General features: G+C 61.7%; 26 protein-coding genes. 16 read left to right on the top strand and 10 right to left on the bottom strand.

The window, feature by feature from the left end; genetic code table 11:
* Positions 1–164 precede the first annotated feature (164 nt).
* The 3 genes from V2B23_RS08580 to V2B23_RS08570 all read left to right on the top strand — a co-directional run bounded on the left by V2B23_RS08580 (position 165) and on the right by V2B23_RS08570 (position 2,055).
* A complete protein-coding gene (locus V2B23_RS08580) occupies positions 165–1,022 on the top strand; it encodes a DUF2510 domain-containing protein (protein ID WP_430949961.1) in 858 nt (285 codons plus the stop codon).
* Positions 1,023–1,557: 535 nt separating this feature from the next.
* Positions 1,558–1,686: a hypothetical protein gene (locus tag V2B23_RS08575; protein ID WP_430949960.1), complete on the top strand. Its 129-nt coding sequence runs from the start codon at positions 1,558–1,560 to the stop codon at positions 1,684–1,686.
* Between the two features lie 153 nt (positions 1,687–1,839).
* A complete protein-coding gene (locus tag V2B23_RS08570; RefSeq protein WP_430949959.1) occupies positions 1,840–2,055 on the top strand; it encodes a hypothetical protein in 216 nt (71 codons plus the stop codon).
* Positions 2,056–2,140: 85 nt separating this feature from the next.
* Here the strand turns inward: V2B23_RS08570 and V2B23_RS08565 are convergent, their stop codons facing one another.
* The gene (locus tag V2B23_RS08565; RefSeq protein ID WP_430949958.1) at positions 2,141–2,500 is read right to left on the bottom strand and encodes a histone-like nucleoid-structuring protein Lsr2; all 360 of its coding nucleotides are present in this window, start codon (positions 2,498–2,500) and stop codon (positions 2,141–2,143) included.
* Positions 2,501–3,648: 1,148 nt separating this feature from the next.
* Between V2B23_RS08565 and V2B23_RS08560 the strand changes: the two genes are divergently transcribed.
* Positions 3,649–3,969, top strand: a complete 321-nt coding sequence (locus V2B23_RS08560) for a hypothetical protein (RefSeq protein ID WP_430949957.1) — start codon at positions 3,649–3,651, stop codon at positions 3,967–3,969.
* 63 nt (positions 3,970–4,032) lie between these two features.
* Here V2B23_RS08560 and V2B23_RS08555 read toward each other — a convergent pair whose 3' ends face one another.
* Together V2B23_RS08555 and V2B23_RS08550 are read right to left on the bottom strand one after the other, a co-directional pair.
* Positions 4,033–4,767, bottom strand: a complete 735-nt coding sequence (locus V2B23_RS08555; protein WP_430949956.1) for a lysophospholipid acyltransferase family protein — start codon at positions 4,765–4,767, stop codon at positions 4,033–4,035.
* Between the two features lie 4 nt (positions 4,768–4,771).
* The gene (locus tag V2B23_RS08550; protein ID WP_045066842.1) at positions 4,772–5,527 is read right to left on the bottom strand and encodes a lysophospholipid acyltransferase family protein; all 756 of its coding nucleotides are present in this window, start codon (positions 5,525–5,527) and stop codon (positions 4,772–4,774) included.
* A gap of 167 nt (positions 5,528–5,694) precedes the next feature.
* Between V2B23_RS08550 and V2B23_RS08545 the strand changes: the two genes are divergently transcribed.
* Positions 5,695–7,242: an MBL fold metallo-hydrolase gene (locus V2B23_RS08545; RefSeq protein WP_033235170.1), complete on the top strand. Its 1,548-nt coding sequence runs from the start codon at positions 5,695–5,697 to the stop codon at positions 7,240–7,242.
* Positions 7,243–7,328: 86 nt separating this feature from the next.
* On the opposite strand, the gene V2B23_RS08540 is transcribed toward V2B23_RS08545, so the two are convergent.
* From V2B23_RS08540 to V2B23_RS08530, 3 genes are all read right to left on the bottom strand, one after another.
* A complete protein-coding gene (locus V2B23_RS08540) occupies positions 7,329–9,329 on the bottom strand; it encodes an Ig-like domain repeat protein (protein WP_430949955.1) in 2,001 nt (666 codons plus the stop codon).
* A gap of 422 nt (positions 9,330–9,751) precedes the next feature.
* Positions 9,752–11,005: a serine--tRNA ligase gene (serS, locus tag V2B23_RS08535; protein WP_430949954.1), complete on the bottom strand. Its 1,254-nt coding sequence runs from the start codon at positions 11,003–11,005 to the stop codon at positions 9,752–9,754.
* A gap of 67 nt (positions 11,006–11,072) precedes the next feature.
* Positions 11,073–11,468 (bottom strand): ankyrin repeat domain-containing protein, encoded by a 396-nt coding sequence (locus V2B23_RS08530; RefSeq protein ID WP_092805552.1) that lies wholly within the window; start codon positions 11,466–11,468, stop codon positions 11,073–11,075.
* Positions 11,469–11,538: 70 nt separating this feature from the next.
* On the opposite strand from V2B23_RS08530, the gene V2B23_RS08525 reads away from it, so the two are divergent.
* The 6 genes from V2B23_RS08525 to V2B23_RS08500 all read left to right on the top strand — a co-directional run bounded on the left by V2B23_RS08525 (position 11,539) and on the right by V2B23_RS08500 (position 17,635).
* On the top strand, positions 11,539–12,648 hold the full coding sequence (locus V2B23_RS08525; RefSeq protein WP_430950210.1) for a septum formation family protein: 1,110 nt from the start codon (positions 11,539–11,541) through the stop codon (positions 12,646–12,648).
* Between the two features lie 3 nt (positions 12,649–12,651).
* Positions 12,652–13,002: a metallopeptidase family protein gene (locus V2B23_RS08520; RefSeq protein WP_430949953.1), complete on the top strand. Its 351-nt coding sequence runs from the start codon at positions 12,652–12,654 to the stop codon at positions 13,000–13,002.
* Between the two features lie 142 nt (positions 13,003–13,144).
* The gene (locus tag V2B23_RS08515; RefSeq protein ID WP_430949952.1) at positions 13,145–13,444 is read left to right on the top strand and encodes a PE domain-containing protein; all 300 of its coding nucleotides are present in this window, start codon (positions 13,145–13,147) and stop codon (positions 13,442–13,444) included.
* A gap of 57 nt (positions 13,445–13,501) precedes the next feature.
* Complete coding sequence (locus V2B23_RS08510) at positions 13,502–14,707, top strand: PPE domain-containing protein (RefSeq protein WP_430949951.1); 1,206 nt, start codon at positions 13,502–13,504, stop codon at positions 14,705–14,707.
* Complete coding sequence (locus V2B23_RS08505) at positions 14,704–15,531, top strand: ESX secretion-associated protein EspG (protein WP_430949950.1); 828 nt, start codon at positions 14,704–14,706, stop codon at positions 15,529–15,531. The genes V2B23_RS08510 and V2B23_RS08505 overlap by 4 nt, the downstream gene beginning before the upstream one ends.
* Before the next feature lie 40 nt (positions 15,532–15,571).
* Positions 15,572–17,635, top strand: a complete 2,064-nt coding sequence (locus V2B23_RS08500) for an acyltransferase family protein (protein WP_430949949.1) — start codon at positions 15,572–15,574, stop codon at positions 17,633–17,635.
* A 9-nt stretch (positions 17,636–17,644) separates the two neighbouring features.
* On the opposite strand, the gene V2B23_RS08495 is transcribed toward V2B23_RS08500, so the two are convergent.
* Genes V2B23_RS08495 through V2B23_RS08485 form a run of 3 tightly spaced genes read right to left on the bottom strand, consistent with a single transcriptional unit; the run spans position 17,645 to position 19,899 of the window.
* Positions 17,645–18,313 (bottom strand): histidine phosphatase family protein, encoded by a 669-nt coding sequence (locus tag V2B23_RS08495; RefSeq protein ID WP_430949948.1) that lies wholly within the window; start codon positions 18,311–18,313, stop codon positions 17,645–17,647.
* Positions 18,310–19,224 carry a prephenate dehydratase gene (gene pheA / locus V2B23_RS08490; RefSeq protein ID WP_430949947.1) on the bottom strand — a complete coding sequence of 305 codons (915 nt, stop codon included), beginning with the start codon at positions 19,222–19,224 and terminating at the stop codon, positions 18,310–18,312. Before pheA ends, V2B23_RS08495 begins: the two co-directional genes overlap by 4 nt.
* Before the next feature lie 21 nt (positions 19,225–19,245).
* Complete coding sequence (locus tag V2B23_RS08485) at positions 19,246–19,899, bottom strand: hypothetical protein (RefSeq protein ID WP_430949946.1); 654 nt, start codon at positions 19,897–19,899, stop codon at positions 19,246–19,248.
* Between the two features lie 139 nt (positions 19,900–20,038).
* Here V2B23_RS08485 and V2B23_RS08480 point away from each other — a divergent pair, with 139 nt between their 5' ends.
* The 5 genes from V2B23_RS08480 (at position 20,039) to V2B23_RS08460 (ending at position 24,247) form a co-directional block, all read left to right on the top strand.
* Positions 20,039–20,836, top strand: coding sequence for a DUF2470 domain-containing protein (locus tag V2B23_RS08480; protein WP_430949945.1), 798 nt, complete (start codon positions 20,039–20,041; stop codon positions 20,834–20,836).
* On the top strand, positions 20,808–21,662 hold the full coding sequence (locus V2B23_RS08475; protein ID WP_430949944.1) for a CPBP family intramembrane glutamic endopeptidase: 855 nt from the start codon (positions 20,808–20,810) through the stop codon (positions 21,660–21,662). Before V2B23_RS08480 ends, V2B23_RS08475 begins: the two co-directional genes overlap by 29 nt.
* Before the next feature lie 16 nt (positions 21,663–21,678).
* Positions 21,679–23,019, top strand: a complete 1,341-nt coding sequence (locus V2B23_RS08470) for an LCP family protein (RefSeq protein WP_430949943.1) — start codon at positions 21,679–21,681, stop codon at positions 23,017–23,019.
* Positions 23,020–23,065: 46 nt separating this feature from the next.
* A complete protein-coding gene (locus V2B23_RS08465; RefSeq protein WP_430949942.1) occupies positions 23,066–23,611 on the top strand; it encodes a ferritin in 546 nt (181 codons plus the stop codon).
* Between the two features lie 90 nt (positions 23,612–23,701).
* A complete protein-coding gene (locus V2B23_RS08460; protein ID WP_430949941.1) occupies positions 23,702–24,247 on the top strand; it encodes a ferritin in 546 nt (181 codons plus the stop codon).
* Here the strand turns inward: V2B23_RS08460 and V2B23_RS08455 are convergent.
* Positions 24,244–25,032, bottom strand: coding sequence for an alpha/beta fold hydrolase (locus tag V2B23_RS08455; RefSeq protein WP_430949940.1), 789 nt, complete (start codon positions 25,030–25,032; stop codon positions 24,244–24,246). The genes V2B23_RS08460 and V2B23_RS08455 overlap by 4 nt on opposite strands.
* Between the last annotated feature and the right edge of the window lie 16 nt (positions 25,033–25,048).

Below are 25,048 nucleotides of genomic sequence, written 5' to 3'. Positions count from 1 at the left end.
GTCATCTGGGATCAATTGCAAAGTCCACGACGGAACTGCCGAAAATCTCTGGGTTGAATACGAAATCCTCAAAACCCGCGTAAATTGCCTCGCCGCAAAGAGCGCGAATACATCGAAAGTGAGCTACGGCGACGGTCGCCGTGGAGCAACTGAAAGGCACGACAATGACTCAGCCTCCCGGCTCAGGTTGGTTTCCCGATCCCGAGGGAGTTCCGAACCAATTGCGGTGGTGGGACGGTCACCAGTGGACCAGCGCTACTCAGCCCACACCAACTCCGGTCACACCAATTGCTCCTGTACCGCAGCCGGAACAAATCAAATCGGCACGGCAGACCAGCGAAGAAATACCGACACTTGGATTAACTGATACCAACAGTAACGAGCCTAAGAAGAAGTCGAACAAAGTTGTTCTCGGCGCGATTGCCGCAGTTGTCGTAGTCATCTTCATTGGAATTGCAGCAGCCAATAGTGGTAATGCCGATGAGACCGAAATAGCCGCAGCCACCACATCCAAAGTTGCGCAAACAACCACTGCTAAGCCGACGACTACAACAAAATCTGCTGCTGAAGTATCCGCAAGCGCTGCTGCGGCCACATCCGCACAAGCCGCAGCGGCCGCAGCCGCAGAAGCTAAACGACAAGCCGAAGCTGCGAAGTTCGATCCGAATACCTACGAGTCGATATCTGACCGAGACTTCGCACTATTCGCAAAGAACCCTGACGCCTACAAAGGCCGGAAGCTGACCCTTTACGGAATTGTCACTCAGGCTGACGCCGCAACAGGCAACACGCTATTTCTTGCCCGCACAGCCGGGTCGCCACAAGATGCGTCGTACGACTACGACCAGAACACGATCGTCACGGCCGAGACCGCTGCGCTGGTAGCTGACGTCGTCGAAGATGACTTCGTAACACTGCACGTCGAAGTTCTCGGCTCTCAGACCTACGACACACAACGAGGCGGAAGCACAACAGCCCCAAAAGTGCAGGTCAACATAATCACCGTCACAGGATCCAAGTAGTTCAGAGTTCTTCGAGAGCTGCTATGAGGACGTTGGATGCGGCTTGCACGGTCCGACGATCCAATGACCATAAATGTTGATCATCATCATCCACGACGCACACGAAGACCGTAGGTCATGTGGACGGGCGCTGTGAACCGCACCGGAGTATCCGGAGACTTTGATGTGCATCGGATCCGGCACGGTTCACTCCGACGTCTCAGTAGAGGGTTCATCAACTCTGACCATCCCGCGGCGTGACACAGCATGAGTGGCGCGGCTGCCTGACCGATAAGGGTGATGCCGCCGACCTGAACCAGCTTGGGGGGCATCCTTCACTCGGGAAAGAACCGATCATCTCACGAGGAAATTTCTATACTGCCATACGTGACCGGTCGAAAGTCCTAGCATCTCTCGACAGCGTGCGCCAAGCTGAGCGCTGTTCCGATGGTACGGAAGATGGTTGCGAGCACTCCGTTTCGTGCGCGCCTCGTCAAGACGACGAGCTTCAAGTCCTGATGAATTCGATGGTGTTGTCTACGCTGGGGAAATGTGAGTGGACGGTGTCGACGACCACCTCATCGAGGATGCAGGCGAGTTACTCCACGAGTCCCTCGACACTCTCCTCGAACGTGTAGCCAGGCGGCCGGAATTCGGGCCCAAAGCGGGCTGCCGAGATGACTGAGTTTCCTGCTGCGGCCAGGAAATGCCGGTCCAACACCGCCGTCGACCCCATTCTGGAGCACGTTCAGCGCCGTCCTTCAACGCCCTTCGATATTGGGATTGTTATGAGCGCTTTTCCACGATCCGAGCGCGACAGCGAATGAGGTGACCCAGAGTGCACCACCGCAGAGAAGAACAACCCAAAGACCTCAACCGATCGAGGCTGCTAGGGTCTGACCCGACTGGGTGGGTCGTCGTCGTAGATTACGCCGATCCCGTCATCTACGACGGTGAGCTGGTGCGGGGCTGGGCGCCGGTGCTGCGATGGACGATCGTCCCCGACAACGGCGGTCTGGTCTTCGCCGCCGAGGGTGGCCTCGAACTCGCCTGAGCTTCCCCTCCCTCACCGAGAAAGAATCACGGGATGCAGGTGTGCTACTCGTTGGTGTCAGTGAGAAAAGATTCTGTTTACAATCTCAATGTTCGGCATCGAAAGCATCGATGATGTCGGCTTTGACTCTTCCGCGTGGAAAGACGTCGAATCCGTTTTTGCCGGCCCATTCCCGGATTGCTTTCAGTTCATCGACGGATCGACCTGATCCCGACGTCTTAGTCGCAGACGAGGCTTTTGCGCGGGTTTTGCTGGCAGAGGAGACCTTCTCTGCAACCTTCATATAAGGGGCGAACGCCGCTGCGATCTTGTCGGCATTGGCGGGTCGAAGATCAATCCGATAATCGGCACCCTGATAGGAGAAGGTGACTTCGTGTTCCAATCCGGTGTCGATGGGTTTTCCGTCGAGATCGTCGATGAGTTGGCGAATGAATATTTCAGCCACAGGGAATCCTCTTCGTTGCATGCTGGATAAATATCTCATTCATGTTAACCGCAGTATCCGATAATCAAAAACACCCCTCCAGTCGCCACGCGGTTGCATGACCACTCACCGCACCGGGGCCCAAGCGTGCCGCCGCGGCCTCGGCAGTTGATCGGCCCCGATTTTCGGCCTCCCAGAACCATGTTTCATAAACGCTGATATGTGAACCACGGCCGTAGCAAAGTATTGACCTGCGTTTGGCCATGTTCTGAAACTCGTGTCCGAAAATGATGGTTCATAAATTCTGCTGTCGACGAGTTATGGAAACTGGCGTATGAGGTATCCCTACGCCGCGTACGAACAATGACCGTAAGAGGTGGTTGAGATGGACAGCTTCATTCATTTGGCGGGAGACAGTTGGAACTTCTGGTCCCCTTTTCCACCCGCAGTGACTTCCTGGCTGATCGATGTCATGGGCCAGCTTTGGCGATCGGGAATCATCCCCGGAGGCGGCTGAGGATCTATCGGCCCGAGATAAAATGGCCAATTTTCGCCATTTGAATAATTCTGGGCGATGAATTCATGGGTGAACCTTCCACCTCGACGGGACTTACGTCCCCGCCGCCTGCAGTCGTGTGGCACACTTCCAGCTATGTGGTGGATTGTCGGAATTGTCGCCGTCTGGATCGTCCTGGGCACGTTAGCTGCCTTCTGGATCGGACGAGCAATCAGCCACACCGACCTTGAGGAATCAGCCGCCGAACTGCGACGTGCGGAAAAGCATCGAGAGCAACCCAAAAGTTGCCGAGAGTAGTGCCCGACTGAGCGGAAATGCTCGCGGCCATTTTATTCACATCGGCCCTTGGCTACGCCGATTTCTGACATCGGGCAGCTCGCGCCGTCGGTGCCGGACACTGATGCGTACCCGCGAAATTCATCCTTCTGAGCCCCACAACCGAATCGCGTTGAGAGCGTTTCTGCGGGTTTGGGTGTGCGTTTTGACCATCGTCATACCGGACGATCGCAAACGGGCTTCTGCGAGAAATTGACGTGGGGAAATTCTCGCGATTTCGTCCGGTTTATGTGTCCGTTGGATTCGTCCGATATGGCATAGTTTCTAGCGGACAGTTTGTGTCCGGGACGTCGTGATCGGCGAAAATCCGAGTGGAATGAAGACCGGCTACGCGCGCGTGAGTACGGCCGCCCAGGACTCGTCGATCCACGTTGCATTTCTGCCAAAGAAGGGGTCGGCGATCACGCCGCTCCAAGGCTCAAGAATGCGATCAACACCGTCCGGTGATGACGACGTCTCGGCGCGGCCAAACTCGAGTCTTTCTCGCCCTGCGCAAACGCCAAAAGAGGCAGTCAAGAAGTTGGTCAGGCAAGGCGGCGCAGTGTCGATCAGATGGAAAATCTACGACCCAACCGATTCGATGGGCGATATGTTCTTCGGCATCCTCCGCCTGATGACCGAATTGAAGTCGACCTGATCCGGGGTAGTGGCGCCGAATGGAGATCGAAATGCGGACGTAGCGGATCCGTGGCACGTTCGCTCAACGCCCTCGCTTCGCCCGCTCCGCCACATCCATTGCCGCAGCTTCCTCCGGAGTGGGCGCGCCTCCCCCTAGCCGACGCGGGACCCAGTAAGCACCCGGCTCATGGGCAAAACCGTCCTGAACGTGACGCAAGATGGCGTCCATCTCAATCCGCAGAATTTCGGTGAGCGCGTCCGCCGGCTCTACCGGATCAATTGGCGCACCAACCTCTACGGAGATGGGAAAGTGATTGCGGCCCAGGTTCTTCGGTCCGCCTTTTGTTACCAACCGCTGCGCACCCCAGACGATCACGGGAATGATCGGCACATTCGCTTCGATGGCCATCCGGGCAGCACCGGACTTGAATTCCTTGATCTCGAAGCTCCGACTGATTGTCGCCTCCGGATACACGCCCACCAATTCGCCACGGCGCAGAGCGTCGACGCCGACTTGGAAGGCCTCGGCACCGGCCGAGCGATCCACTTCGATGACGCCACAGCCGCGCATGAGGAACGCGAGAACCTTGTTGTTCGCCAATTCTGTTTTGGCCATCACCCGAAGCTTCCGCTTCGACTCGCGCACGGCAAGGGCCGCATGAATGAAGTCCAGGTAGCTCGTGTGATTGATCGCGATCACCGCTCCGCCGATACGCGGAACGTTCTCGGTGCCGGTTCGGGTGACCGCCAGACCCTGTAGACGGCAGAGAACACGCGCGGTGGTCTCGACTGCCGTGTACACGGGTTCGGCGGTCACGGACTCAGCCTTCCGACTTGCGGGCCTCGCGTGCTTTTGCCTTGGCCTCGGCTTCTTCGGCATCCATCTTGTCTGCCTGTTCGAGGGTGGGCGCACTGCCACCCAATCGTGCGGGTACCCAGTACTCGCCAGCGGGATGCTGGTAGCCCTTCTGAGCTTCGAGTAGCAATTCCTGCATCGTCGTGCGCAACTTGGCCGTCAGCTCACTGGCCGGTTCGAACGGTTGGATGGGCTCACCGACAGCAATGGAGATCGGAGTATTGGTGCGGCCCAACCGCTTCGGGTAGCCCTTGGTCCACACGCGCTGTGCACCCCAGATCGCGACGGGGATGATGGGAACACCGGCCTCGATTGCCATGCGGGCAGCACCGGACTTGAATTCCTTGATCTCGAAGCTCCGACTGATTGTGGCTTCCGGATATACGCCGACCAGTTCGCCGCGCTTGAGAAAGTCGACGGCCGCCTTGTAGGAATCAGCACCAGCGCCGCGATCGACGGGGATGTGCTTGAGGGCTCGCATGATGGGCCCGGAAATCTTGTTGTCGAAAACTTCCTTCTTGGCCATGAACCGGATGTACCGCTTCGGGGTGCGCGCCGGCAAACCCGCGTAGGTGAAGTCCATGTATCCGGTGTGGTTGATCGCGATCACCGCACCACCGGTTGCGGGGATATTCCGATCGCCCTGAACCGAGAACTTCAGGCCTTCGAACGCGAAGACGGTACGGGCGATGCCGATGACTGTTCTGTATACGGGGTCCACAGGTTCCCAGCCTAGCGGTGAACCCGTGATCTGACCCACCGCGTGGGCGCGTGTTTCCGGTGGTGACGTCGGGTTATCCGCGATGCCCAGGGGTTGCCTGATCGAACCCGCTGCGCGGAGGGCCTACCCTGGTACCGTCGCTCAGCACATTTTCAGGAGGCATACCAGTGCAGGTCACCAGCGTCGGTCACGCCGGATTCCACATTCAGACGACCGCAGGCTCGATCCTGTGCGATCCGTGGGTCAACCCCGCGTACTTTGCGTCGTGGTTCCCGTTCCCGGATAACTCGGAGTTGGATTGGGACGCCATCGGTAATTGCGATTACCTGTACGTCTCGCACCTTCACAAGGATCATTTCGATCCCGAGAACCTGAGCAAGCACGTCAACAAGGACGCCACGGTCCTGCTGCCGGATTATCCGGTCCCGGACCTCAAGCGTGAGCTCGAGAAGCTCGGTTTCCACAAGTTCTTCGAAACCGAGGATTCCGTCAAGCACACCGTCTCGGGCCCCAAGGGTGACCTGGAGATCATGATCATCGCCCTGCGCGCCCCGGCCGACGGCCCGATCGGCGATTCAGGCATCGTGATTTCCGACGGCGAGACCACCTGCTTCAACATGAACGACGCGCGTCCCGTCGACATGGATGTTCTGGGCGAGCAGTTCGGCAAGATCGACATCCACCTTCTGCAGTACTCGGGCGCCATCTGGTACCCGATGGTCTACGACATCCCGAAGGGCACTAAGCGCAACTTCGGCAAGCAGAAGCGTCAGCGCGGCATGGACCGCTGCCGCAGCTACATCGAGCAGGTCGACGCCACCTGGGTCGTCCCGTCGGCCGGCCCGCCGGTTTTCCTCGACGACGCTCTGCGCGACCTCAACGACGATCACGACGACGAGGGAAACATCTTCCCCGATCAGATCGTATTCCTCGAGCAGATGCGCATCCACGGCAACAACGGCGGCCTGCTGATGATCCCCGGCTCCGTCGTGGATATTCACGGCAGCGAAGCTGTTCTGTCCCATCCGATTCCGGATGCCGAGGTCGACAAGATCTTCTCGAACAAAGCCGAGTACATCGAGAACATGGCCCAGAAGATGGCTCCCGTCCTCGCTGCCGAAAAGGCATCGTGGGCACCCGCCGAGGGTGAACCGCTCCTCGAAGCGATCAAGGCGAAGTTCGAGCCCATCATGGCGCAGTCGGACGTCATCTGCGACGGCATCGGCTACCCCGTCGGACTTGTCATGGGCGACGAGACGGTAGTCCTCGACTTCCCGAAGCGCCTCGTCCGCGAGCCCATCGACGGTGAAGGCAAGTACCGCTACGGATTCCGCATCGCACCCGAGTTGGTTCGCACCGTCCTGCGCGACGACGAACCTGACTGGGTCAACACCATCTTCCTCTCCACCCGCTTCCAGGCGTGGCGAGTGGGCGGGTACAACGAGTTCCTCTACACGTTCTTCAAGTGCCTCACCGACGAGCGCATCGCCTACGCCGACGGCTGGTTCTCCGAAGCCCACGACGACACCGCGTCAATCGAACTGGGCGGCTACGAAATTCAGCGTCGTTGCCCGCACCTGAAGGCCGACCTCACCAAATTCGGTGTGGTGGAAGGCAACAAGCTCACATGCAACCTGCACGGCTGGCAGTGGGATCTCGAAACCGGCGCCTGCAAGACGTCCAAGGGACACGAGTTGCGCACCCGCAAGCTCTAACCATGACATAGCCAAAAGTGGGGCTGCAGGTCGTCAGACCTGCAGCCCCACTTCATGTTACGGATGAGGAAAGTTCAACTTCTGCCCTACGAGCCGAAGATGTTACCCAGCGAACCCGATCCACCGGGTACCGTACCCGCCTCGGTGACGTTGATTGTCGACCCGGCAGATTCCGACGCCTTCATCCCGGGACCACCGCTGAACACCGCAGTGATCGAATGACTGCCCGCAGTGGCGAAGGTGTGATCAAGAACAGCAACACCGTTGACCACGTCCACCGCTGCGCCCAACGGCACATTGCCTTCGAAGAACTGCACTGTACCGACGCTGCCCAGCGGAGACACATTGGCCTTCAACTGAACACTTTTACCCACAACACCTGAGGCCGGCACATTCAACGTTGTCGTCGTATCCACATCAGTCGGCGCTACAACAGTCACATTGACAGTCTCCGCATTCGACGTCGAGCCGGCCAACGTACCGGAACCGCTGTACACCGCAGTCACCGTAACCGTGCCGACGGCGTTGAACGTGTGCGTCAACGTCGCTGCACCGTTAACTACAGGAACCGAACCAACACTGACACCGTCAACCTTGAAGTCGACCGTGCCGCCCGACGGAGCCGGATCACCTGAAGGTTGACCGGCAACAGCAGCGGAAAGATCCAGTTCCACACCGACCTTCGCTTGACCGGCAACACTGAGCACCGTTGCCGAAGTCGTGTCGACCACCACTGCATCAGTCACCGTCACTGTCGACGGACCAGCGCTAGACGCCACAAAACCCGTACCCGAGAAATCCGCCGTCACCGACTGAATACCGGCAGAAGCAAACGTATGCGACAGAGTCGCAACATCATTCGACACCGAAGCAGTACCAACCTCGACACCGCCAACCTTGAACGACACCGAACCCACAGCATTCGCCGGAGCAACCGTCGCCGTCAAATCAACAGCGACACCCGTCGTCGCCGCAGACGGAACCGACAAACCAAGCGTCGTATCAACATCAGGCGGAGCCAAGACGGTCACAGTGACCGGAGCTGAGATCGGACCGACACCAACAGCATTCGCCGCAACGGCAGTCACGGTCAGGGTGCCGACCTCGCTGGTGACGATGTCACAGCTGAAAGCACCGGCAGCACCAGCAGTAGCCTTGCACGTCTTGTCACCAGCAATGACAGTGACCTCCGAATTGGCCTCAGCAGTCCCGGAAACCGTCACGGTGCCACCGACAACAACAGATGTCGGGTTCACAGTAACGGCGGTCGGCGCCGCCGGTGCGGTCGGCGCAGCGGCAACCGTTCCGGTCTGTGCGGTCGAGGTCGATACTGCGTTGGTGGCGTCGCTGAGGTACTTCGCGGTGATCGAGTACGGCTTGCCGGCGTCCGCGCCGGACGGGGTCCACGCGTAGGTAGCGGTGCCGTTGGCGATCATGCCGGTACCAAGGGGGTTGTCGTTGTTGAAGAAGGCGACGTCGCCGGTGGCACCTGTTGTGACGGTGGCCGTCAGAGTCGAGGCCCGATCGGCCTGCGGTGCAGGCGCTACGGCGAGGGTGGTCTGCGTCGCAGCCTTTGCGACGGTGATAGACGGACCCGTATTGGCGGTTTCAGAGCCCGTACCCTGGTTCGCACTGATGCCGGCGCCCGTTATCAGGGCTACGTCGCGGGCACAGTTCTGGCCGACGGTGTACTTGACCGTGTAGTCGATGTTCCGATCGACGGCGCTGCGGATCCACGATCCTGTCATGCTCACAGATGTGGAGGTCGAACTCGTGCCGACGCCATTTCCGGCGACTTTTGACGAATCCACGACGTAGGTGAGGCAGTCCGGGTGAATGTCCTTGAAGGCACTGATGGTCGGAGCGAGACCACCGTTCCACCGGATGTTGTTCGTGACGGTAATTGTCTCGCCGGGGACGGGCGTACCGTTGCTGATCGTTCGGTTGAATGTCCAACTGCCTGACGCCGTCGATGTGCTCACGGGCGCAGCGGACGCCGTCATGACGCCGAACGTCGTGGCGAAGCCCACCGCCATCGCTGCGGTGCTGACGCCGGCTAACAACCGACGTAACTTCTTGTCTTTCATGTGCTTCGAGCCCTCTCTCTGCGATGCACTGACTGGACGGAACAACCGCCGCAGCCAGTGCCACAGCAGCAGTTGAGCTAAATCCGAATCTGCTTTGCGCAGCAGAAGGGAAGCCCACCCAGCGAGTCGACATTTTGGTTAAGAACTGTTGATCAAAAGTTGAATCACAGAGTAGCTAGAAAACTGCTACCTGTATCAGTTTTCGCAAGACGGACGTCCAATAAGGAACAAAATGTTGCTGGCCTCTGTGTTGGGCGAGCTATGGAGGCCGAAATAGACAAGAGCGGGGCTGCAGATCGTCAGACCTGCAGCCCCGCTCTGTGCGAAACGACTACCCCAAGCCGAACACACTTGGTCAGGTACAAAAAGCAGCCGAGGCCGCGACGAATCGTCGCGGCCTCAGCTTTTCAGCTAAGAAGAAGTCAGCGCAACACATCCGTGCCGACAAACGGAACCAGTGCTGCCGGCACCCGAACGGTGCCGTCGGCCTGCTGGTGGTTCTCGAGGATCGACACAATCCAGCGCGTCGTGGCGAGGGTGCCGTTGAGGGTGGCAGCCGTCTGCGGCTTGCCGTTCTCGTCGCGGTACCGAACGCTCAACCGTCGTGCCTGGAAGGTCGTGCAGTTAGACGTCGAGGTCAGCTCGCGGTACGCCTGCTGCGTCGGAACCCATGCCTCGCAGTCGAACTTACGGGCAGCGGAAGACCCGAGATCTCCACCGGCAACATCGATGACGCGGTACGGAATCTCCATGGCGTCCAACATGTCCCGCTCCCAACGCAGGAGACGCTGATGCTCGGAGTCGGCGTCCTCCGGTCGGCAGTATGTAAACATTTCGACCTTGTCGAACTGGTGCACGCGGATGATGCCGCGGGTGTCCTTGCCGTAGCTGCCCGCTTCGCGGCGGAAGCACGAGGACCAACCGGCGTAGCGCTTCGGGCCTTCGTTGAGCTCGAGAATCTCACCCGAGTGGTAACCGGCCATCGGGACCTCGGAGGTGCCGACGAGGTAGAGGTCGTCTTCCTCGAGGTGGTAGATCTCGTCGGAGTGATCGCCGAGGAAGCCGGTACCGGCCATGATCTCGGGGCGCACGAGCACCGGCGGGATCATCATCGTGAAGCCGTTGGAAATAGCCTTCTGGGCGGCAAGCTGCAGCAGACCGAGCTGGAGCATCGCGCCGTAGCCGGTCATGAAGTAGAAACGCGAACCCGAGACCTTCGCGCCACGCTCCATGTCGATGAGGTTCAGCGATTCACCGAGCTCGAGGTGATCCTTCGGCTCGAAGTCGAACGAAGGAATATCGCCGACAGTCTCGAGGACGATGTAGTCGTCTTCGCCGCCGGCGGGAGCGCCCTCCTGCACGACGTTCGAGATTGCGCGATGCGCGGCGTCGAGCGCTGCCTGCGCCTCGTGCTGCGCGGCTTCGGCTTCCTTGACCTTGGCGGCAAGTTCCTTGGACCCCGCGAGCAGTGCGGGACGCTCCTCCGGAGATGCCTGTCCGACCTTCTTGCCGAACGCCTTCTGCTCGGCGCGGAGGTTGTCTCCGGTCAGCACAGCGGCGCGTCGGGACGCGTCGGCTTCGAGCAGAGCGTCGACCAGTCCGGGATCTTCTCCACGGGTGCGCTGCGACTCGCGGACGATTTCGGGATTCTCGCGGAGGAACTTGAGGTCAATCACGACTAGGAACTTTACCCACTCACCCCAGGTCGCCAACGGTCACGTCCGCGGCCGCTCCGTACGACGCTCAGGATTCGAGCAGGGAAAGATAGTCCTCGCGTCCGAACATCCGAGCGGCGTCGATAGCGCTCGGATGCCCGCCGCGCGGGTCTGCTCCCCCGCTCACCAGTGCTTTTACGACGGCGTCCTCACCCTTGAAGACGGCACCGGCAAGAGGTGTCTGGTTCTTGTCGTTGGCCCGATTGACGTCTGCGCCACGCTCGATCAGAGCTACGACGGCATCAACGTGGCCGTGATATGCGGCCAACATCACCAGCGTGTCGCCGCTGCTGTTGGTCAGATCCACCGGAATCCCGGCGTCGATGTACGACGCCAGAGACGCAGCGTCGCCGGTCCGCGCCATGTCGAAGAGGCGTCCGGCAAGTTCGACGGCTTCGGGTTCGAGCCCGGATTCTTCGGTCATAGTCCATAAATTACCTGCTTCGGACGTAAACGTTTTGCCGTGAAGGTTCGGTATGGCATGGAAAACAGGCATGATGGGATCGATGCCTGAAGACAAGATCGAGAAGCCGTCCGATCCGGCGGGCCCGACGGGCGCGTCGGGGAAGAAAACCGTCTCAGCGAACCGCACCAGACGCGTTCTGGCTGCTGTTGCGGTGGGCGCGGTTGTTGCCGCTATTGCGACAATCGCCATTTCCGGCGGCATGAACAGTGGCGACAAGCCAGCTGCCACTGTCGGCGGAATCGGCTCTCAGGCCACCAACAAGTCTGCCGAAGAAAACGCCTTCACGTCTGCCGGCGCCGGTGATTGCCTGAACTGGACGCCCGCGACGGCATCGGGTGGTGATCGCACCGACATGTCCATCGTCTCGTGCGACACCGAGCACCGCTTCGAAGTTGCCGGCCCGCTCGACTTGTCGGTGTTCCCGGGCGCGGAGTTCGGCCCAGGATCGCGGTACCCGGGCGCGCTGCGGTTCGCGGAACTGCGCGACGAGCACTGCACTCCGATCGTGAACTCGTACCTCGGCTCGCGGTTCGATCCGAAAGGCAAGTTCAGCGTCGGTCTGATGTTCCCGAGTGAGTCGTCCTGGACGTCTGGCGACCGTTCGTTGCGCTGCGGCCTGCAGTTCTCGACCACAACCGGCGAACTTCTGCCGTTCACCGGCCGGGTTGCCGATCAGGATCAGTCGAATGTCTGGGACGTCGGAACCTGCATCGGCATCAACCAGAATCTTCCGACCGACCCCGTGGATTGCTCGAACCCCCACGCATATGAGGTCATCTCGGTAATCGACCTGGGCACACAGTTTCCCGCCGGCATGCCGTCGGTCGAGGATCAGGACGCCTATCTCGAAGGTGTCTGCACGCAGGCCGCCAACGAGTACCTAGGTACGGCGGACGCGCTGCGCGACAAGACGCTGACCCTGTTCTGGGACAACATCGCCCTGGAAAGCTGGCTGGCCGGCAGCCGACGCGTCAACTGCTCGGTCGGCACGGAAGTCGCCACCGGCGGGTTCGCGACCATCACCGGCAGCGCCAAAGGCGAAATCCTGATCAACGGCGCGGCTCCGGTCCCGCCGCCTTCAGCACCGGAAGGTCGGTCTGTGCCGACGCCGTTGCCCGGCGCGTCCCCGCCGTCGTAAGCCATGACGGTAACCATGAACGACGACCGGTTCGAAGACCTGGTCGGCGAGGCACTCGATCTCATTCCGCCAGAACTGGCCAAGGCCATCGACAACGTTGTTGTCCTGGTCGAAGCTCGTGACCCCGAGGAACCGGGGCTTCTCGGGCTGTACCAGGGCATTGCCCTCACCGAGCGCGATTCTCAGTACGGCGGATACCTGCCCGACACGGTGACCATCTACCGCGACGCGATCCTCGACATCTGCGAGTCCGAGGAAGAGGTCGTGCACGAGGTTGCGGTCACTGTCATCCACGAGATCGCCCACTATTTCGGAATCGAAGAGGACCGCCTGCACGAGCTTGGGTGGGGTTGAGAAAACCAGTCCGATTTCGAGGGAACCGATAGCTCCCGGCCTGCATCAAAGTAGGTGCGGGGAGTTCGACCTTCGGCGCCTGTAAAGCGACGGCTGATGATCCTCGCACATCATTCGCACTGGTCACCTAGGAGTTCGGCACATGCACGTCGATCCTCACGCCCTGATTACCGCTGCACTCGAACTCGAAGCGGGGGCCGCACGGCTGCGCGGAGTCGTCGCGTCGACACGACCCGCCCGGCAAGTTCTGCCGTCCGGCTCCGACGAAGTGTCCACCAGCGCCGCGAGCAGTTTCAATGCGACGTCCGAAAGCTTGGCATCGTCGGCCGACCGCGCTGTTGTCGAACTCGAAAACGCGGCCGCCGCACTGCGCCGCTACGCCGCCGCTTACGAATTCGAGGACAACCGGACGCAGGCGGATCTGGCTTCGGCTCCACTCTGATTTCTCGTCCGCAGGCACGTCACTACTTCGCACATATTCGCTTCTGGGGGAAGAACAATGGTCGGCATCACCGGCGTCATCTGGTATCCACGCGGCGCAGCGCCCAATTCGGCTGCGTTGATCGCCGGCGCAGGTCCGGTGCCACTCAGCGTCGCGGGCGGGGCCTGGACGGCAGTGTCCGCCGGCCTCGGAGACACGGCGTCGACGGTCAGCCGAGTGATGGCAAATCTACGAATCGGGTGGACGGGCGACGCTGCCGATGCCGCACTCGCCAAGTTCAAGCCGTTCGAGGAGTGGGCAGCGCGGTCTTCGATCATCGCCCAGAAGACCGGTGGCAAGGCCCAGGTTCAGTCGGCGTCGTACACCGTCGCGGCCATTGCCATGCCGTCACTACCGGAGATCGCGGCCGTCGAAGCAGCCAAGCTGGCCGCGTACACGCTCGGCGGTGCCCTCACCGGATCGGCTGCGGTAGCTGAACTGGCGGCAGAGCAGCTCAAGCTTCGGGCTGCGGTGGCCATGGAAACCTACGATTCCGCTACGGCTCCCCTCGCCGTGCGGGACGAGTTCGAACCGCCGCCGTCCATCGCCATGTCCGATGTTTCGGGTCAAGGCTCCCAGCAGAATGTCAGCGTCGCCGAACAAACCGTCAACGCATTTGTCGAGCCGGTTCGCACTGCCGCGGCGGCAATCACGTCGGTGCTCTCCAACCCTGCCGTCACTGTGGCCGCTTCCCAGCTCGGCGCCGTACTGGGCGGAGCCAATGCCGCCACCACCGCAGCAACAGCAGCCGCAACAACTGGTGTCGTGTCGACAGCGATCGGTGCGGGCGCCGGGTTGGGCGCCGGTGCAACGTCACTCCTGAGTTCGCCGTTGACCGCGCTGGCCGGCGGCAACAGCACCGGGCGCCCTGCCGCAGCCACCACTGCAGCGGCTGCCACAACACCCGTCGGTTCACATTCGACAAACGCAGGGCTCTCGGGCAGTTCTGCCGGCCAGATCACGCCCCGCGCGGCGTCGGGGACGGTAGTCAATGCTGTCGGCACCGAAAGTGTGCGCTCCGACGCGGTTCGCACCGACGCCGTCCGCGCTACGCCGAGTTCCGCAGCCGGCCCCGTCGCCAGCGGTCGGCATGCCGCGGCGGATGACGACGACACCGAATTCCACGACACCCCCGACTACCTCAAGCACTTCGAGCTTTTTGCCGATGGGCGTACCGTCATCACCTCGGTGATCGGCGGCGCCGACATGGAATCGCGCCTGTGAGCACCCTTGATCTCGGAATAGCCACCGACACCGACGCTTTCCCTTCCGTCGATCTGACGTCGGAGGAGATCGAGTACGCCCGCGAGCGCCTTGGTCTCGACGTGCTACCGGTGGTACTCGGCGGCACAGCACTCTGGGATTCGGTAGCCGAATACGAGGCCGCGATGCGCAGTGCAGCAACATCTTTGGCTGCGCGAGATCTTCTCCCCGGCGGCGAGATCCATCACGGCATAGCTAGCACACTGCGCACCCTGACTCGCCCCTCGTGGGAACTTGCACTGCGCAGCCACAACCAGGGAACTCTGACCCGGGTGTGCGTTGCCGCAGATGAATCGCTGTGCGTGGAAGCATCTTTCAACGAAGAAACCAAAATCTACACACTTCGCAAGGGCATGAATCCGGCAGATGCGGTGGTGCGCGTACTCGGCCCGTCAGACGCCATGCCGATTGCCGTGATCAACGCACCCACCGACATGCTGAGCGGCGCACTGAACGCCGGACCCGACGCAGACACCGTCGCCGCCGCTCTGATCCAAGCCGGCGTACCACCCGCTGATGCCGGCCAGCTGGGCAGTGCGATGGTCACCTGCACGTCCTTCATCGAAATTGTCGGCATCCCGCGGGGCGTCGGCACCGAGAACATCCCGGCAGGAGTGGTGTCGGTCTTCAATACCGCGCATGGCCGCATTGTCGCGTCGTCAAGCACGTCGGCCGACGGTACGCAGTGGAGTTCGATCAGTTCCGGAACACCCCAACGGCTCCGACAGGCGGTGAATTCGCTGATAGAACAGCTGTCCGAATCGCCTGGCGCCGTCTCCCGGTAACCTAGGGCGATCCCCTAGACGCCCGGAGCCTTCACTCAGCATGCCTTTGCCCACCCCCGCCACCACCGTCGAGTCACCGCACAAACCGAGAACACGGCAGTACCGCGAAGACCTGAACGGGCTTCGTGGACTCGCTATCGCCTTGGTGGTGGTCTTCCATGTGTGGTTCGGCAAGGTGTCCGGCGGGGTCGACGTCTTCTTGGTTCTGTCCGGCTACTTCTTTGTCGGTTCGCTGGTTCGCCGCGCCGAGGCCGGTGGCTCGCTCAATCCCCTGCCGGCGTTCAAACGTGTATTCGTCAGACTGTTCCCGCCGATCGCGGCGGTGACGTTCCTGACCGCGGCGGCGGCCTTGGTGCTGTTGCCTCGCACCCGATGGGCGGGCCTCGCCGACGAGCTGACTGCTGTTCTCGGTTTCTTCCAGAATTGGCAGCTTGCACTCACGTCGAGCGACTACCTGGCCGCCGACGGTTCGGTGTCTCCGCTCCAACACCTGTGGTCGATGGCTGTGCAGGGTCAGTTCTATCTCGTGGCCATCGCCGTGGTGCTGGTGGCCGCGTCGTGCGTATCACGCACTCGCCCAGAGCTTCTGCGGCCAACACTGACGCTGGTGTTCGCCGCCTTTGCGGTCGCGTCGTTTACCTACGCCGCAGTGATGTCCGGCCACGATCAAGCCTGGAACTACTACGATTCCGCAGCCCGGTTGTGGGAGCCGTCTGTGGGCGCACTCGCGGCGTTGATGCTGACACGCTGGAATATCACGCGGGTCGGGGCCTGGCCGCTTGCGCTCAGAACAGCTCTCGGCATCGCCGGACTGGTGTCGATTCTGCTGTGTGGGTTCTTCCTCGACGGCGCCGAGCAATTCCCGGGACCGTGGACCCTGGTCCCCACGCTCGCGGCCATCGCACTGATAGTCAGCGGCGAGGGAAACAAGACTTGGACCGCACAGGTTCTCGCGCACCCCGTTCTCTCGCAGCTGGGTTCATTCGCCTTTGCGCTGTACCTGGTGCACTGGCCGATCCTGGTGTTCGCTCTCGTTGTCACCGGGCGCCCGGAAGCCGGATTTGTGGGCGGGACGTTGATCATCGCCGCATCGCTCGCGGTGGCCTACGGCTTGCGGATGGCGGTCGAGGTACCGATCGAGCGCGATGCTCCGGCACGGAGGCCGATCCTGCTGGCCTCCGTCGTCGGTGCGGCGGTCATCGTCACCGGAATGTTCGGTTGGCAGGCTTACGTGGGAAGTCAGAGCACGGGTCAGCGCGCAGCCGATACTCTCGACATCCCCACCCACCCGGGCGCCTTGACGTTGACCGACGGCGTCTCGATCCCGGAAGCGTCGATGGTTCCGTCCATTTTCGACGCACCACTGGACCTTCCGATAACCACACTCGACGGCTGTATCTCGGATTTCCAGCAGATCGACATCGTGACCTGCACGTACGGCGACGTGACCGCAGACCGCACGATCGCCCTGGCCGGGGGATCCCATTCCGAGCACTGGATCACCGCACTGGACGAACTGGGCCGCAGTAATGGTTTTCGGGTCGAGACGTATCTGAAGATGGGTTGTCCCCTGGTCGCGGGCGAGAGCCCGGACGTCAGCGACGTACCGGATTGTGCGCCGTGGTCGAGCGCGGTCCTCGACCGACTTGCCGCAACCACACCCGATTTTGTGTTCACGACAGCCAGCCGGCCCAGTCCGGACGGTCCCGGCGACGTGACGCCCGAAGCCTACGTCGAGGTGTGGCACGAACTGGAGCAGAGCGCCGTTCAGGTTCTGGCCATCCGCGACACTCCATGGCTGCACCACGACGGCGTGCCGTATCGCGCCATCGACTGCCTCGCAACTGCTACCTCAGCGGATCATTGCGCCTTGCCGCGGGCAGACATGCTCAGCGACATCAACCCAGCGTGGGACGCAATCGCGGAACTCTCCAACGTGCAGCTACTGGATCTGAGCGATGGCGTTTGCGGCCCCGACCTGTGCCGCGTGGTGGAGGGAAATGTGTTGGTGTACCACGATTCCCACCACCTCACAGCAAGCTACGTCCGAACCCTGACGCCGGAACTCGGCCGACAGTTGGGTTCAGCGACAACCTGGTGGTGAGCTGGAGCGTCAGCCCATCACGTCGTCGGCGCCCGGGATGAGCCGGTGCTCGAACGGCGGGTTCACCGTCCCCCAGCGCAGGCACTCCCAACCGCCGTCGGCGCGCGGCAGAAGTTCGACGCTTTCGGTGTTCGCGAGGTGATTGTTCGCCGCGAACAGCCCCGGGATGCCCGCGAGCTGAGCTGCGACCAGCCTGATGGCGGCGCCGTGGCTCACAACGACGATATCGCCGGCCCCTGGTGATCCTTCGAGAAACTCGTCGCGCAGTGAGTTGACTACGGGGACATATCGTTCCAAGACGTCGTAACCGGTTTCGCCACCGGGTATGCGGGCACCGAGATTGCCGGTGTGCCAGTGATGGAAAGTTTCGACAAACAGTCGGTGCGCTTCTTCGTCGGTTCGATCTTCCAGGTCGCCTGCCTGCACTTCATGCAAACCGTCTCGAACGTCCAGCGAGACCCCAGCGGCCTGTTCGACGAATCCCGCTGTCTGCCTTGCTCGCAACGCCAAAGACGACACCAAGGCAAGTGGCGGTGCGGCGGCCAGACCCTTACCCAGAACTTCGGCCTGCGCCAGCCCTTCCAGGGTGAGTTTGGCTCCAGGCAGTGCGGTGTCGAGCCGCTTGGCGACGTTGGCTTCGGTCTGACCGTGCCGAACGAGGATGAGCCTGCCGGTCATCGTTCTCCCTCTCCGCGCTTGAGTTCTTCGATCCACGCTATTGCTGTGTCATCCGAAGGAGGCTGTGGCCCTGTCGAATTCGCGGTCGCCCACGACCCCAGGAAGCGCACTCCGGATTTGCGATACAACGCGCGCATCGCTTCTGCCACCAGGGAGTCCTCAACATGCCCGACGCAGTCGACGAAGAATCGGTAGGTTCCCAGCTCCGTGCGCATCGGACGAGACTCGATTCGCGTCAAATCGATTCCGCGAGCTGCAAATTCGGAAAGCGCCTGAACCAGCGATCCAGGAGCGTTGTCCAGATGGAGCACCAAGGCGGTGCGGTCTGCGCCGGTTCTGGCCGGAACTGGCGCAGGTTTGGTGACCAGCACGAATCGCGTCACGGCCCCGCCCACGTCGGCGACATTGTCTGCAAGGCTTGCCAATCCGAGCATCTGACCGGCCAAGGCTGTGGACACACCGGCGTCGACGGTTCCCGCCTGCACGTCCAGCGCGGCACCGGCATTGGATGAGGAGATCACAACTTCCGCGTTCGGGAGATTGGCCGCGATCCACTCTCGAACCTGGGCGCTTGCATGCGGATAGGCGCCGATGGTGCGCACTTGATCCGCGGTGACGCCGTCGCGAACGAGGATGGAGAAGCTCACCTCGATCTCGGTCTCGGCCACGATCTGCAGCGGCGAACCCAACGCGAGTGAGTCCAGCGTCGGCGCGACACCGCCTTCCACCGAGTTCTCGAACGGCACCACGGCGCCGTCGACAACGCCGTCACGAACCAGGTCGAGCGTCGAGGGCGGACTACCCGCAGGCACCCGTTCGACCAGCTCGTCGAATGCGCCCTCTGCCTCGAACTGGGCGAGCGCTATCTCCGTGAAGGTTCCCGACGGACCGAAATACGCGATTTTTGGCACGCCTCAAAGGTTACGCAACGATCAGCTCAAACCTGCCGAACGTAGTGCCGTTTCTACGGAAGTCGGATCAGAGACCTCGATCGTGAGGAGAACCTCGCGCAACGCGGACTGGGCTTCGGGGATCAGCGCGGCCAGTTTTGCGGGCTGCGGGTCGAGGATCGCAGCGCGGGCGTCGTCGCCGCGCAGGGCCGCCATGGTTCCGCACAGCAATCCGATCACCTCGTCGGCGTTGGCCGCTCGGGCGACAAATCCCACCGATTCGTGGGCCAGCACCGCCAGGAAATCCGCGATTTCGGCAGGTGAGTGCCCTGAGTCGAGTCCCGGAATGCGGCCACCTTCACAGAGCAGCGCAGCCGATTCAGCCGGAGACAGAACCTCGTCGCCGCCGTCGACGTACACCGCGAGCGGGGCGGGCACGCGGAGCGCGATGGCGTCACCGATCTGGTCGGTTGTGCACTCCAGATCAAAGCGCACGGCTTCGTACGACGCGTCGGCATCCGCTCGCAATCGCGCGGGGTCGATATCGAGGAGAACTACGACGCGTCCGGCGGATTCGGCTCCGAGCAGGGCAGATGCGGGAACAACGCGGGGTTCGCCAGGGGCGCCGAGCAGGAGTCCGTCGAGCAGTCCGCGGGAACTTTTCGGGGGCAACCCGAGGGAAAGAGGTATGGCCACCGCTACACCGTAGTAGCGGGTGGGGTCGGGGATTTCAGGCGAGTTGCGCAAAAGTCTTGCGATTCACACCACAGCAGCTTAGGTTAGGGTTACCTCATCAACCGGTGAGGTAATCGGAAACACCCACCGAGGGGGCAGCATGGCTACGAAAACGAGCACCGGTCCATCCACCGCCGAACGAGTACGTAGCGCCTGTGCCCGAGCCCAGGATGCGGTTCTCGCCATCGAAGGCAGCGAACCGACCGTCACATCGGTGCACCACCTGCGATCCAACGGCGACATCGTTGTGGCCGTCCCCTCCGGTTCGGCTGCAACAGCACTCGCCTGGAGTGCCGGAAACGGCGGCCTACCTGCAGTGCTGGAGCTCACGGACCACGCTCCGCTGGCGCTGCGGGAACCTGTCCGCTCACTCGTCTGGCTGCGCGGCACCCTGCACGCGGTGCCGGACTACGAATCGCGGGTACTGGCCGACGACGTCGCCGCCGAACACCCGCACCCCGCGCTCCTCGACCTCGGCCACACCTCCGTACTACTCCGGCTGAGCCTCGCGTCGGCCGTTGTCGCGGACTCGTCAGGCGCCGAACCCGTCGCCGTGGAGGACCTGCTCGCGGCTCGCCCCGATCCGTTCTGCGAAATGGAAACGGCGTGGCTGCAGCACCTCGACGACGATCACAGCGACCTTGTGGACATGCTCACACGCAAACTGCCCTCGTACCTGCGCACCGGACGGGTACGCCCCCTCGGAATCGATCGCTACGGACTGCGCCTGCGCGTCGAGGACCACACCGGCGACCGAGACGTCTGGATGCCGTTTGCCAACCCCGTCGACGACGCCATCTCGCTGTCCCGCGCGATCCGCATCCTTGTCGGCTGCCCGTTCCTCAACGGTCTGCGCCCCGGCGGTTCACATGTCACGGGCGGCGCGACCAACGGATAGCGTTGCGCGGGTGAATGCCCGCCAAACCGTCCGCTCGTGGTTGAACCCACCCGCTCCCGCCGGACCCGCTCTCGATGCGTCCGAACGCCGCGGTGTGCGGATCGAGATCACGATCGTCCTGCTGGTCACCTTCGGCCTCAGCGGCCTCTCCGGCGTCTTGTCGCTCCTCGAATCTCTCGCAACGCCGGTCGCGCTGTCCGATCAGACGGTGGCACTCAATCCGTCGCAGGCAGCTATCGACTGGATCGACCTGGCTCGCCAATTACTGAGTGTCGCAAGACTGTTCGCGTGGGCTGCACTCGGCCTGTACCTGCTCTGGCGGGCGGGTATCGGTCCGACCGCGGCCGGCCTCCCTCCCAAACCGAAGCTACGACGCGACATTGCGCCCGGCTTCGGCCTTGCCGCCTTGATCGGCCTTCCCGGCCTGCTGTTCTACCTCGCGGCGCAGGCGTTGAACATCAACCTCACGGTGCAGGCGAGTGCCCTCGACGATCACTGGTGGCGCGTCCCGATCCTGATTCTCTCGGCGATCGCGAACTCGAGCGCCGAGGAAGTTCTTGTTGTCGCGTATCTGATCAGCCGGCTGCGCCTGCTCGGTTGGGGCGAGAACTCGTCGCTGCTCGCGTCGTCGCTGCTGCGGGGCAGCTATCACCTGTACCAAGGCTTCGGTGGTGGTGTCGGCAACGTTGTCATGGGGTTGATCTTCGGTCGGTACTGGCAGCGAACGGGCCGCCTGTGGCCGTTGATCATCGCCCACGCGCTCATCGACATGGTGGCGTTCATCGGTTACGCCCTCCTTCGCGATCATGTGGGTTGGTTGCCGTGACCGGTACCGTGAACTGGTGACCGGCGACTCCCCCTATCCTCAGCGCCCGCCGCGACCGGGTCCTCCACCGCAGGGTCCGCCGCCGCGGCGCCAGCCACCGCGGCGACCAGAGGGACAGCGGCCGCCAGAGGGAGCGCGCCCGCCCGAGGGAACTCAGGTCATCCGCCGTGACGGCCGGCCGCCCCAGAACCCAGCGCCGCAGAACCGAGCCTGGTCGCAGACCCCGCCACCCCAAAACCGCAACAACTGGGCCCCGCCGCAGCAACCGCAGCCGTACCGGGACCCCCAGCAGCAGAACCGTCAGCCACAGCAATACCGTCAAGCACCCCCGCCACCGCCACGCAGGACGCCGCCCAACCAGCCGCCCCGCCAGCCACCGCCGCGTCAGCAGCCGCCGTCGGCGCCTCGTCGACGCAAGCATTGGGGCAAGCGCATCGGCATCACGTTGCTGGTGCTGCTGCTCGCGTTTGTCGGCGCGATTTTCTACGTCGACAATTCACTGAATCGAATCGACGCACTTCCCGACTACGCCGGCCGGGTCGCGGATACGCCTGGCACGAACTGGTTGATCGTGGGTTCGGACAGCCGCGACGGTCTGACTCCGGAGCAGGAGCAGGCGCTCGCGACCGGTGGCGATACCGGACCCAAGCGCACGGACACGATCATGCTGGTCCATGTGCCCAAGAGTGGGAAGACCACGATGGTCAGCATTCCGCGTGACTCGTACGTGCCGATTCCTGGTGAGGGTTCCGACAAGATCAATGCCGCATTCGCGTGGGGCGGGGCGCCGTTGCTGGTGCAGACCGTCGAGGAAGCAACGGGTTTGCGGATCGACCACTATGCGGAAATCGGATTCAGCGGTTTTGCGGGCATCGTCGACGCTGTCGGTGGGGTCAACGTGTGCCTGGATTCTCCGATCGACGATCCGCTTGCCGGTATCAACTTGTCTGCCGGGTGTCAGGACCTGACGGGCTCGGAGGCGCTCGGATTTGTGCGTACCCGCGCGACGGCGTTGGCCGATCTGGATCGCATGAACAATCAGCGCAAGTTCATGTCGGCTCTGCTGTCGAAGGCCACCAGTCCTACGACGTTCCTCAATCCGTTCCGGTTGTGGTCCCTTGCCACCGACACGGCAAAGTCGCTTCAGGTCGACAACGGTGACCACATTTGGAATCTGGCGTCACTCGCGTGGGCTCTGCGCGGCGGCATGACAACCACGACGGTTCCCGTCGGCGGATTCGACTACGTCGACGGCTCGGGTGACGTCCTGTTGTGGGACAAGACCAGGGCATCACAATTCTTCGACGCGCTCGCCAATGATCAGCAGATTCCTGCGGAATTGGTCACACCCGGCTGAACGACGTAGATCCCGGAAGGCGGCCTGCACGCAGTAACCTGGAGACATGACACAGGCGAAGAACTCGAGCGAATTCACCCTTCTTCTGCGTGAGCAGATCCGTAACGAGTTCACGGCGTCTCAGCAGTACGTCGCGGTTGCCGTGTACTTCGATTCGCATGATCTTCCGCAAATGGCGACGCGTTTCTACAAGCAGGCGAGCGAAGAACGCGCCCACGCCATGATGATGATCCAGTACTTGCTGGACAACGATCTCGAGGTCGAGATTCCCGGAGTCGACGAGGTTGTCACGAAGTTCGAAAATGTACGCGGACCTGTGGAGTTGGCGCTCGAGCAGGAGCACACGGTGACAAATCAGATCACGCGTCTGGCTCGCACTGCTCGGGACACCGGGGACTATCTGGGCGAGCAGTTCATGCAGTGGTTCCTCAAGGAACAGGTTGAGGAAGTCGCGAGCATGACCACGTTGTTGTCGATCGTGGATCGGGCAGGAAACAATCTTTTCCACTTGGAAAACTTTGTGGCGCGCGAGATGAACAATCCGCCCGCAGCAGATGCCACGGCTCCGAAAATTGCGGGCGCCGGGGGCTGAATAATTAGGTTTCCATTAGTTTGGAAACGCTTACCACAATAAGGCTGCACTGGGATGACAGTGCCTCTGACCTGCATTATCTTGGGGTTCATGACTTCTGGTGACACACACATGACTAAATTCCATGCGCTCCTGCGAGACCAGATTCGCAACGAATTCAACGCCTCGCACCAGTACACGGCAACTGCTGTCTATTTCGACTACGCCGATCTTCCGCAGCTTGCCAAGCACTTCTACAAGCAGGCCGTTGAAGAGCGCAATCACGCGATGATGATCGTCCAGTATTTTCTCGACCGCAGCATCAACGTCGAACTCACGGGTGTCGACGGCGCCAAGTCCGACTTCAAGGATGTCCGGGAAGCCATTGCGATTGCACTCACCCAGGAAAAGTCGGTCACCGAGCAGATCGTTCAGCTCGCGAGCACCGCTCGTGAGGAAGGCGACTACTTGGGCGAGCAGTTCATGCAGTGGTTCCTCAAGGAGCAGGTCGAGGAAGTTGCAAGCATGACAACACTTCTCACCATCGCGGATCGCGCGGGCGCCAACCTGTTCGACATCGAGGATTTTGTGTCTCGTGAGATGAGCGTCGTTGGCGATTCTTCGGGAGCACCCGCAGTTGCCGGCGGAGCCGTCTAACTCCGCAACTCACTGCCGGCCAGCAGAATCGAGCTGATCAGCTCGGGCGAGTCGGTCATCGGAACATGCCCGACCCCAGGCAAAACTATGAGTTTTGCTTGCGGGAAGGGCTTTTTCACGCGATGGGCCTGATAGACCGGCAGGATCAGGTCGCGTCGGCCCCAGGCAACCGTCACGGGCACAGCGGGATTCACGATCGGCGGCAGCACAAAATCGAGTTCGGCCCCGAGATCGACAAGATCATTCGAGATAAGCGAACGGCAGTCGGCCAGGGCTGCGGAGTAGCCGACGTGACTCGGATGCGCAAAGAAAGCGGCAAGCGCTGGATAGCGAATTAGCTTGTACCGCATAGCGTCTGGCAACCGGTTGCCGAGGAGTTTGGCGGTGCTCCGAAGTGCCTGAAACGTGGCTATCGCGCGCACCTGATCCAGGTGATTGACAAAAAATCCGGCCGGCGAGAGCGCCGTTGCCGACGCGACGTCGCCGCGTGCCGCGAGGCACAGTGAGATCCATCCGCCGAGAGAGTTGCCGGCGACGTGAGCGCGCTCGCCAGTCGGTGTCACCTCGGCGATGAATTCGCTGACGTCGTCGATCAACTGACCCATGACATCAGTGCCGAGTTCGGGCAGCACAGAATCCCCGTGACCGGGGAGATCAACAGTGACGACGCGCCGATAGGGCGTCAGCTGATCCAAAAGCGAATCCCACGCCTGGCGCCTGTGGACAATGCCATGGACGAGCACAAGCGTGGGACCGCTACCGGAAATGTCGTGCGCCAAGGTCATCCGTAAACTTTATACG

The organism is Rhodococcus sp. 24CO, assembly GCF_050586165.1.
In the GTDB taxonomy this organism is placed as follows: Bacteria; Actinomycetota; Actinomycetes; order Mycobacteriales; family Mycobacteriaceae; genus Rhodococcus_F.
Note: the sequence above shows the minus strand (reverse complement) of the source record. Positions and strands in the feature narration are given on the sequence as shown.

Coding starts and splice junctions, on each gene's coding strand:
- V2B23_RS08460 (WP_430949941.1), top strand. CDS start 23,702: ATGACTTCTGGTGACACACACATGACTAAATTCCATGCGCTCCTGCGA.
- V2B23_RS08515 (WP_430949952.1), top strand. CDS start 13,145: ATGCACGTCGATCCTCACGCCCTGATTACCGCTGCACTCGAACTCGAA.
- V2B23_RS08530 (WP_092805552.1), bottom strand. CDS start 11,468: ATGACCGAAGAATCCGGGCTCGAACCCGAAGCCGTCGAACTTGCCGGA.
- V2B23_RS08580 (WP_430949961.1), top strand. CDS start 165: ATGACTCAGCCTCCCGGCTCAGGTTGGTTTCCCGATCCCGAGGGAGTT.
- V2B23_RS08525 (WP_430950210.1), top strand. CDS start 11,539: ATGATGGGATCGATGCCTGAAGACAAGATCGAGAAGCCGTCCGATCCG.
- V2B23_RS08540 (WP_430949955.1), bottom strand. CDS start 9,329: ATGAAAGACAAGAAGTTACGTCGGTTGTTAGCCGGCGTCAGCACCGCA.
- V2B23_RS08465 (WP_430949942.1), top strand. CDS start 23,066: ATGACACAGGCGAAGAACTCGAGCGAATTCACCCTTCTTCTGCGTGAG.
- V2B23_RS08480 (WP_430949945.1), top strand. CDS start 20,039: ATGGCTACGAAAACGAGCACCGGTCCATCCACCGCCGAACGAGTACGT.
- V2B23_RS08520 (WP_430949953.1), top strand. CDS start 12,652: ATGACGGTAACCATGAACGACGACCGGTTCGAAGACCTGGTCGGCGAG.
- V2B23_RS08510 (WP_430949951.1), top strand. CDS start 13,502: ATGGTCGGCATCACCGGCGTCATCTGGTATCCACGCGGCGCAGCGCCC.
- V2B23_RS08500 (WP_430949949.1), top strand. CDS start 15,572: ATGCCTTTGCCCACCCCCGCCACCACCGTCGAGTCACCGCACAAACCG.
- V2B23_RS08560 (WP_430949957.1), top strand. CDS start 3,649: ATGAAGACCGGCTACGCGCGCGTGAGTACGGCCGCCCAGGACTCGTCG.
- V2B23_RS08475 (WP_430949944.1), top strand. CDS start 20,808: ATGTCACGGGCGGCGCGACCAACGGATAGCGTTGCGCGGGTGAATGCC.
- V2B23_RS08455 (WP_430949940.1), bottom strand. CDS start 25,032: ATGACCTTGGCGCACGACATTTCCGGTAGCGGTCCCACGCTTGTGCTC.
- V2B23_RS08495 (WP_430949948.1), bottom strand. CDS start 18,313: ATGACCGGCAGGCTCATCCTCGTTCGGCACGGTCAGACCGAAGCCAAC.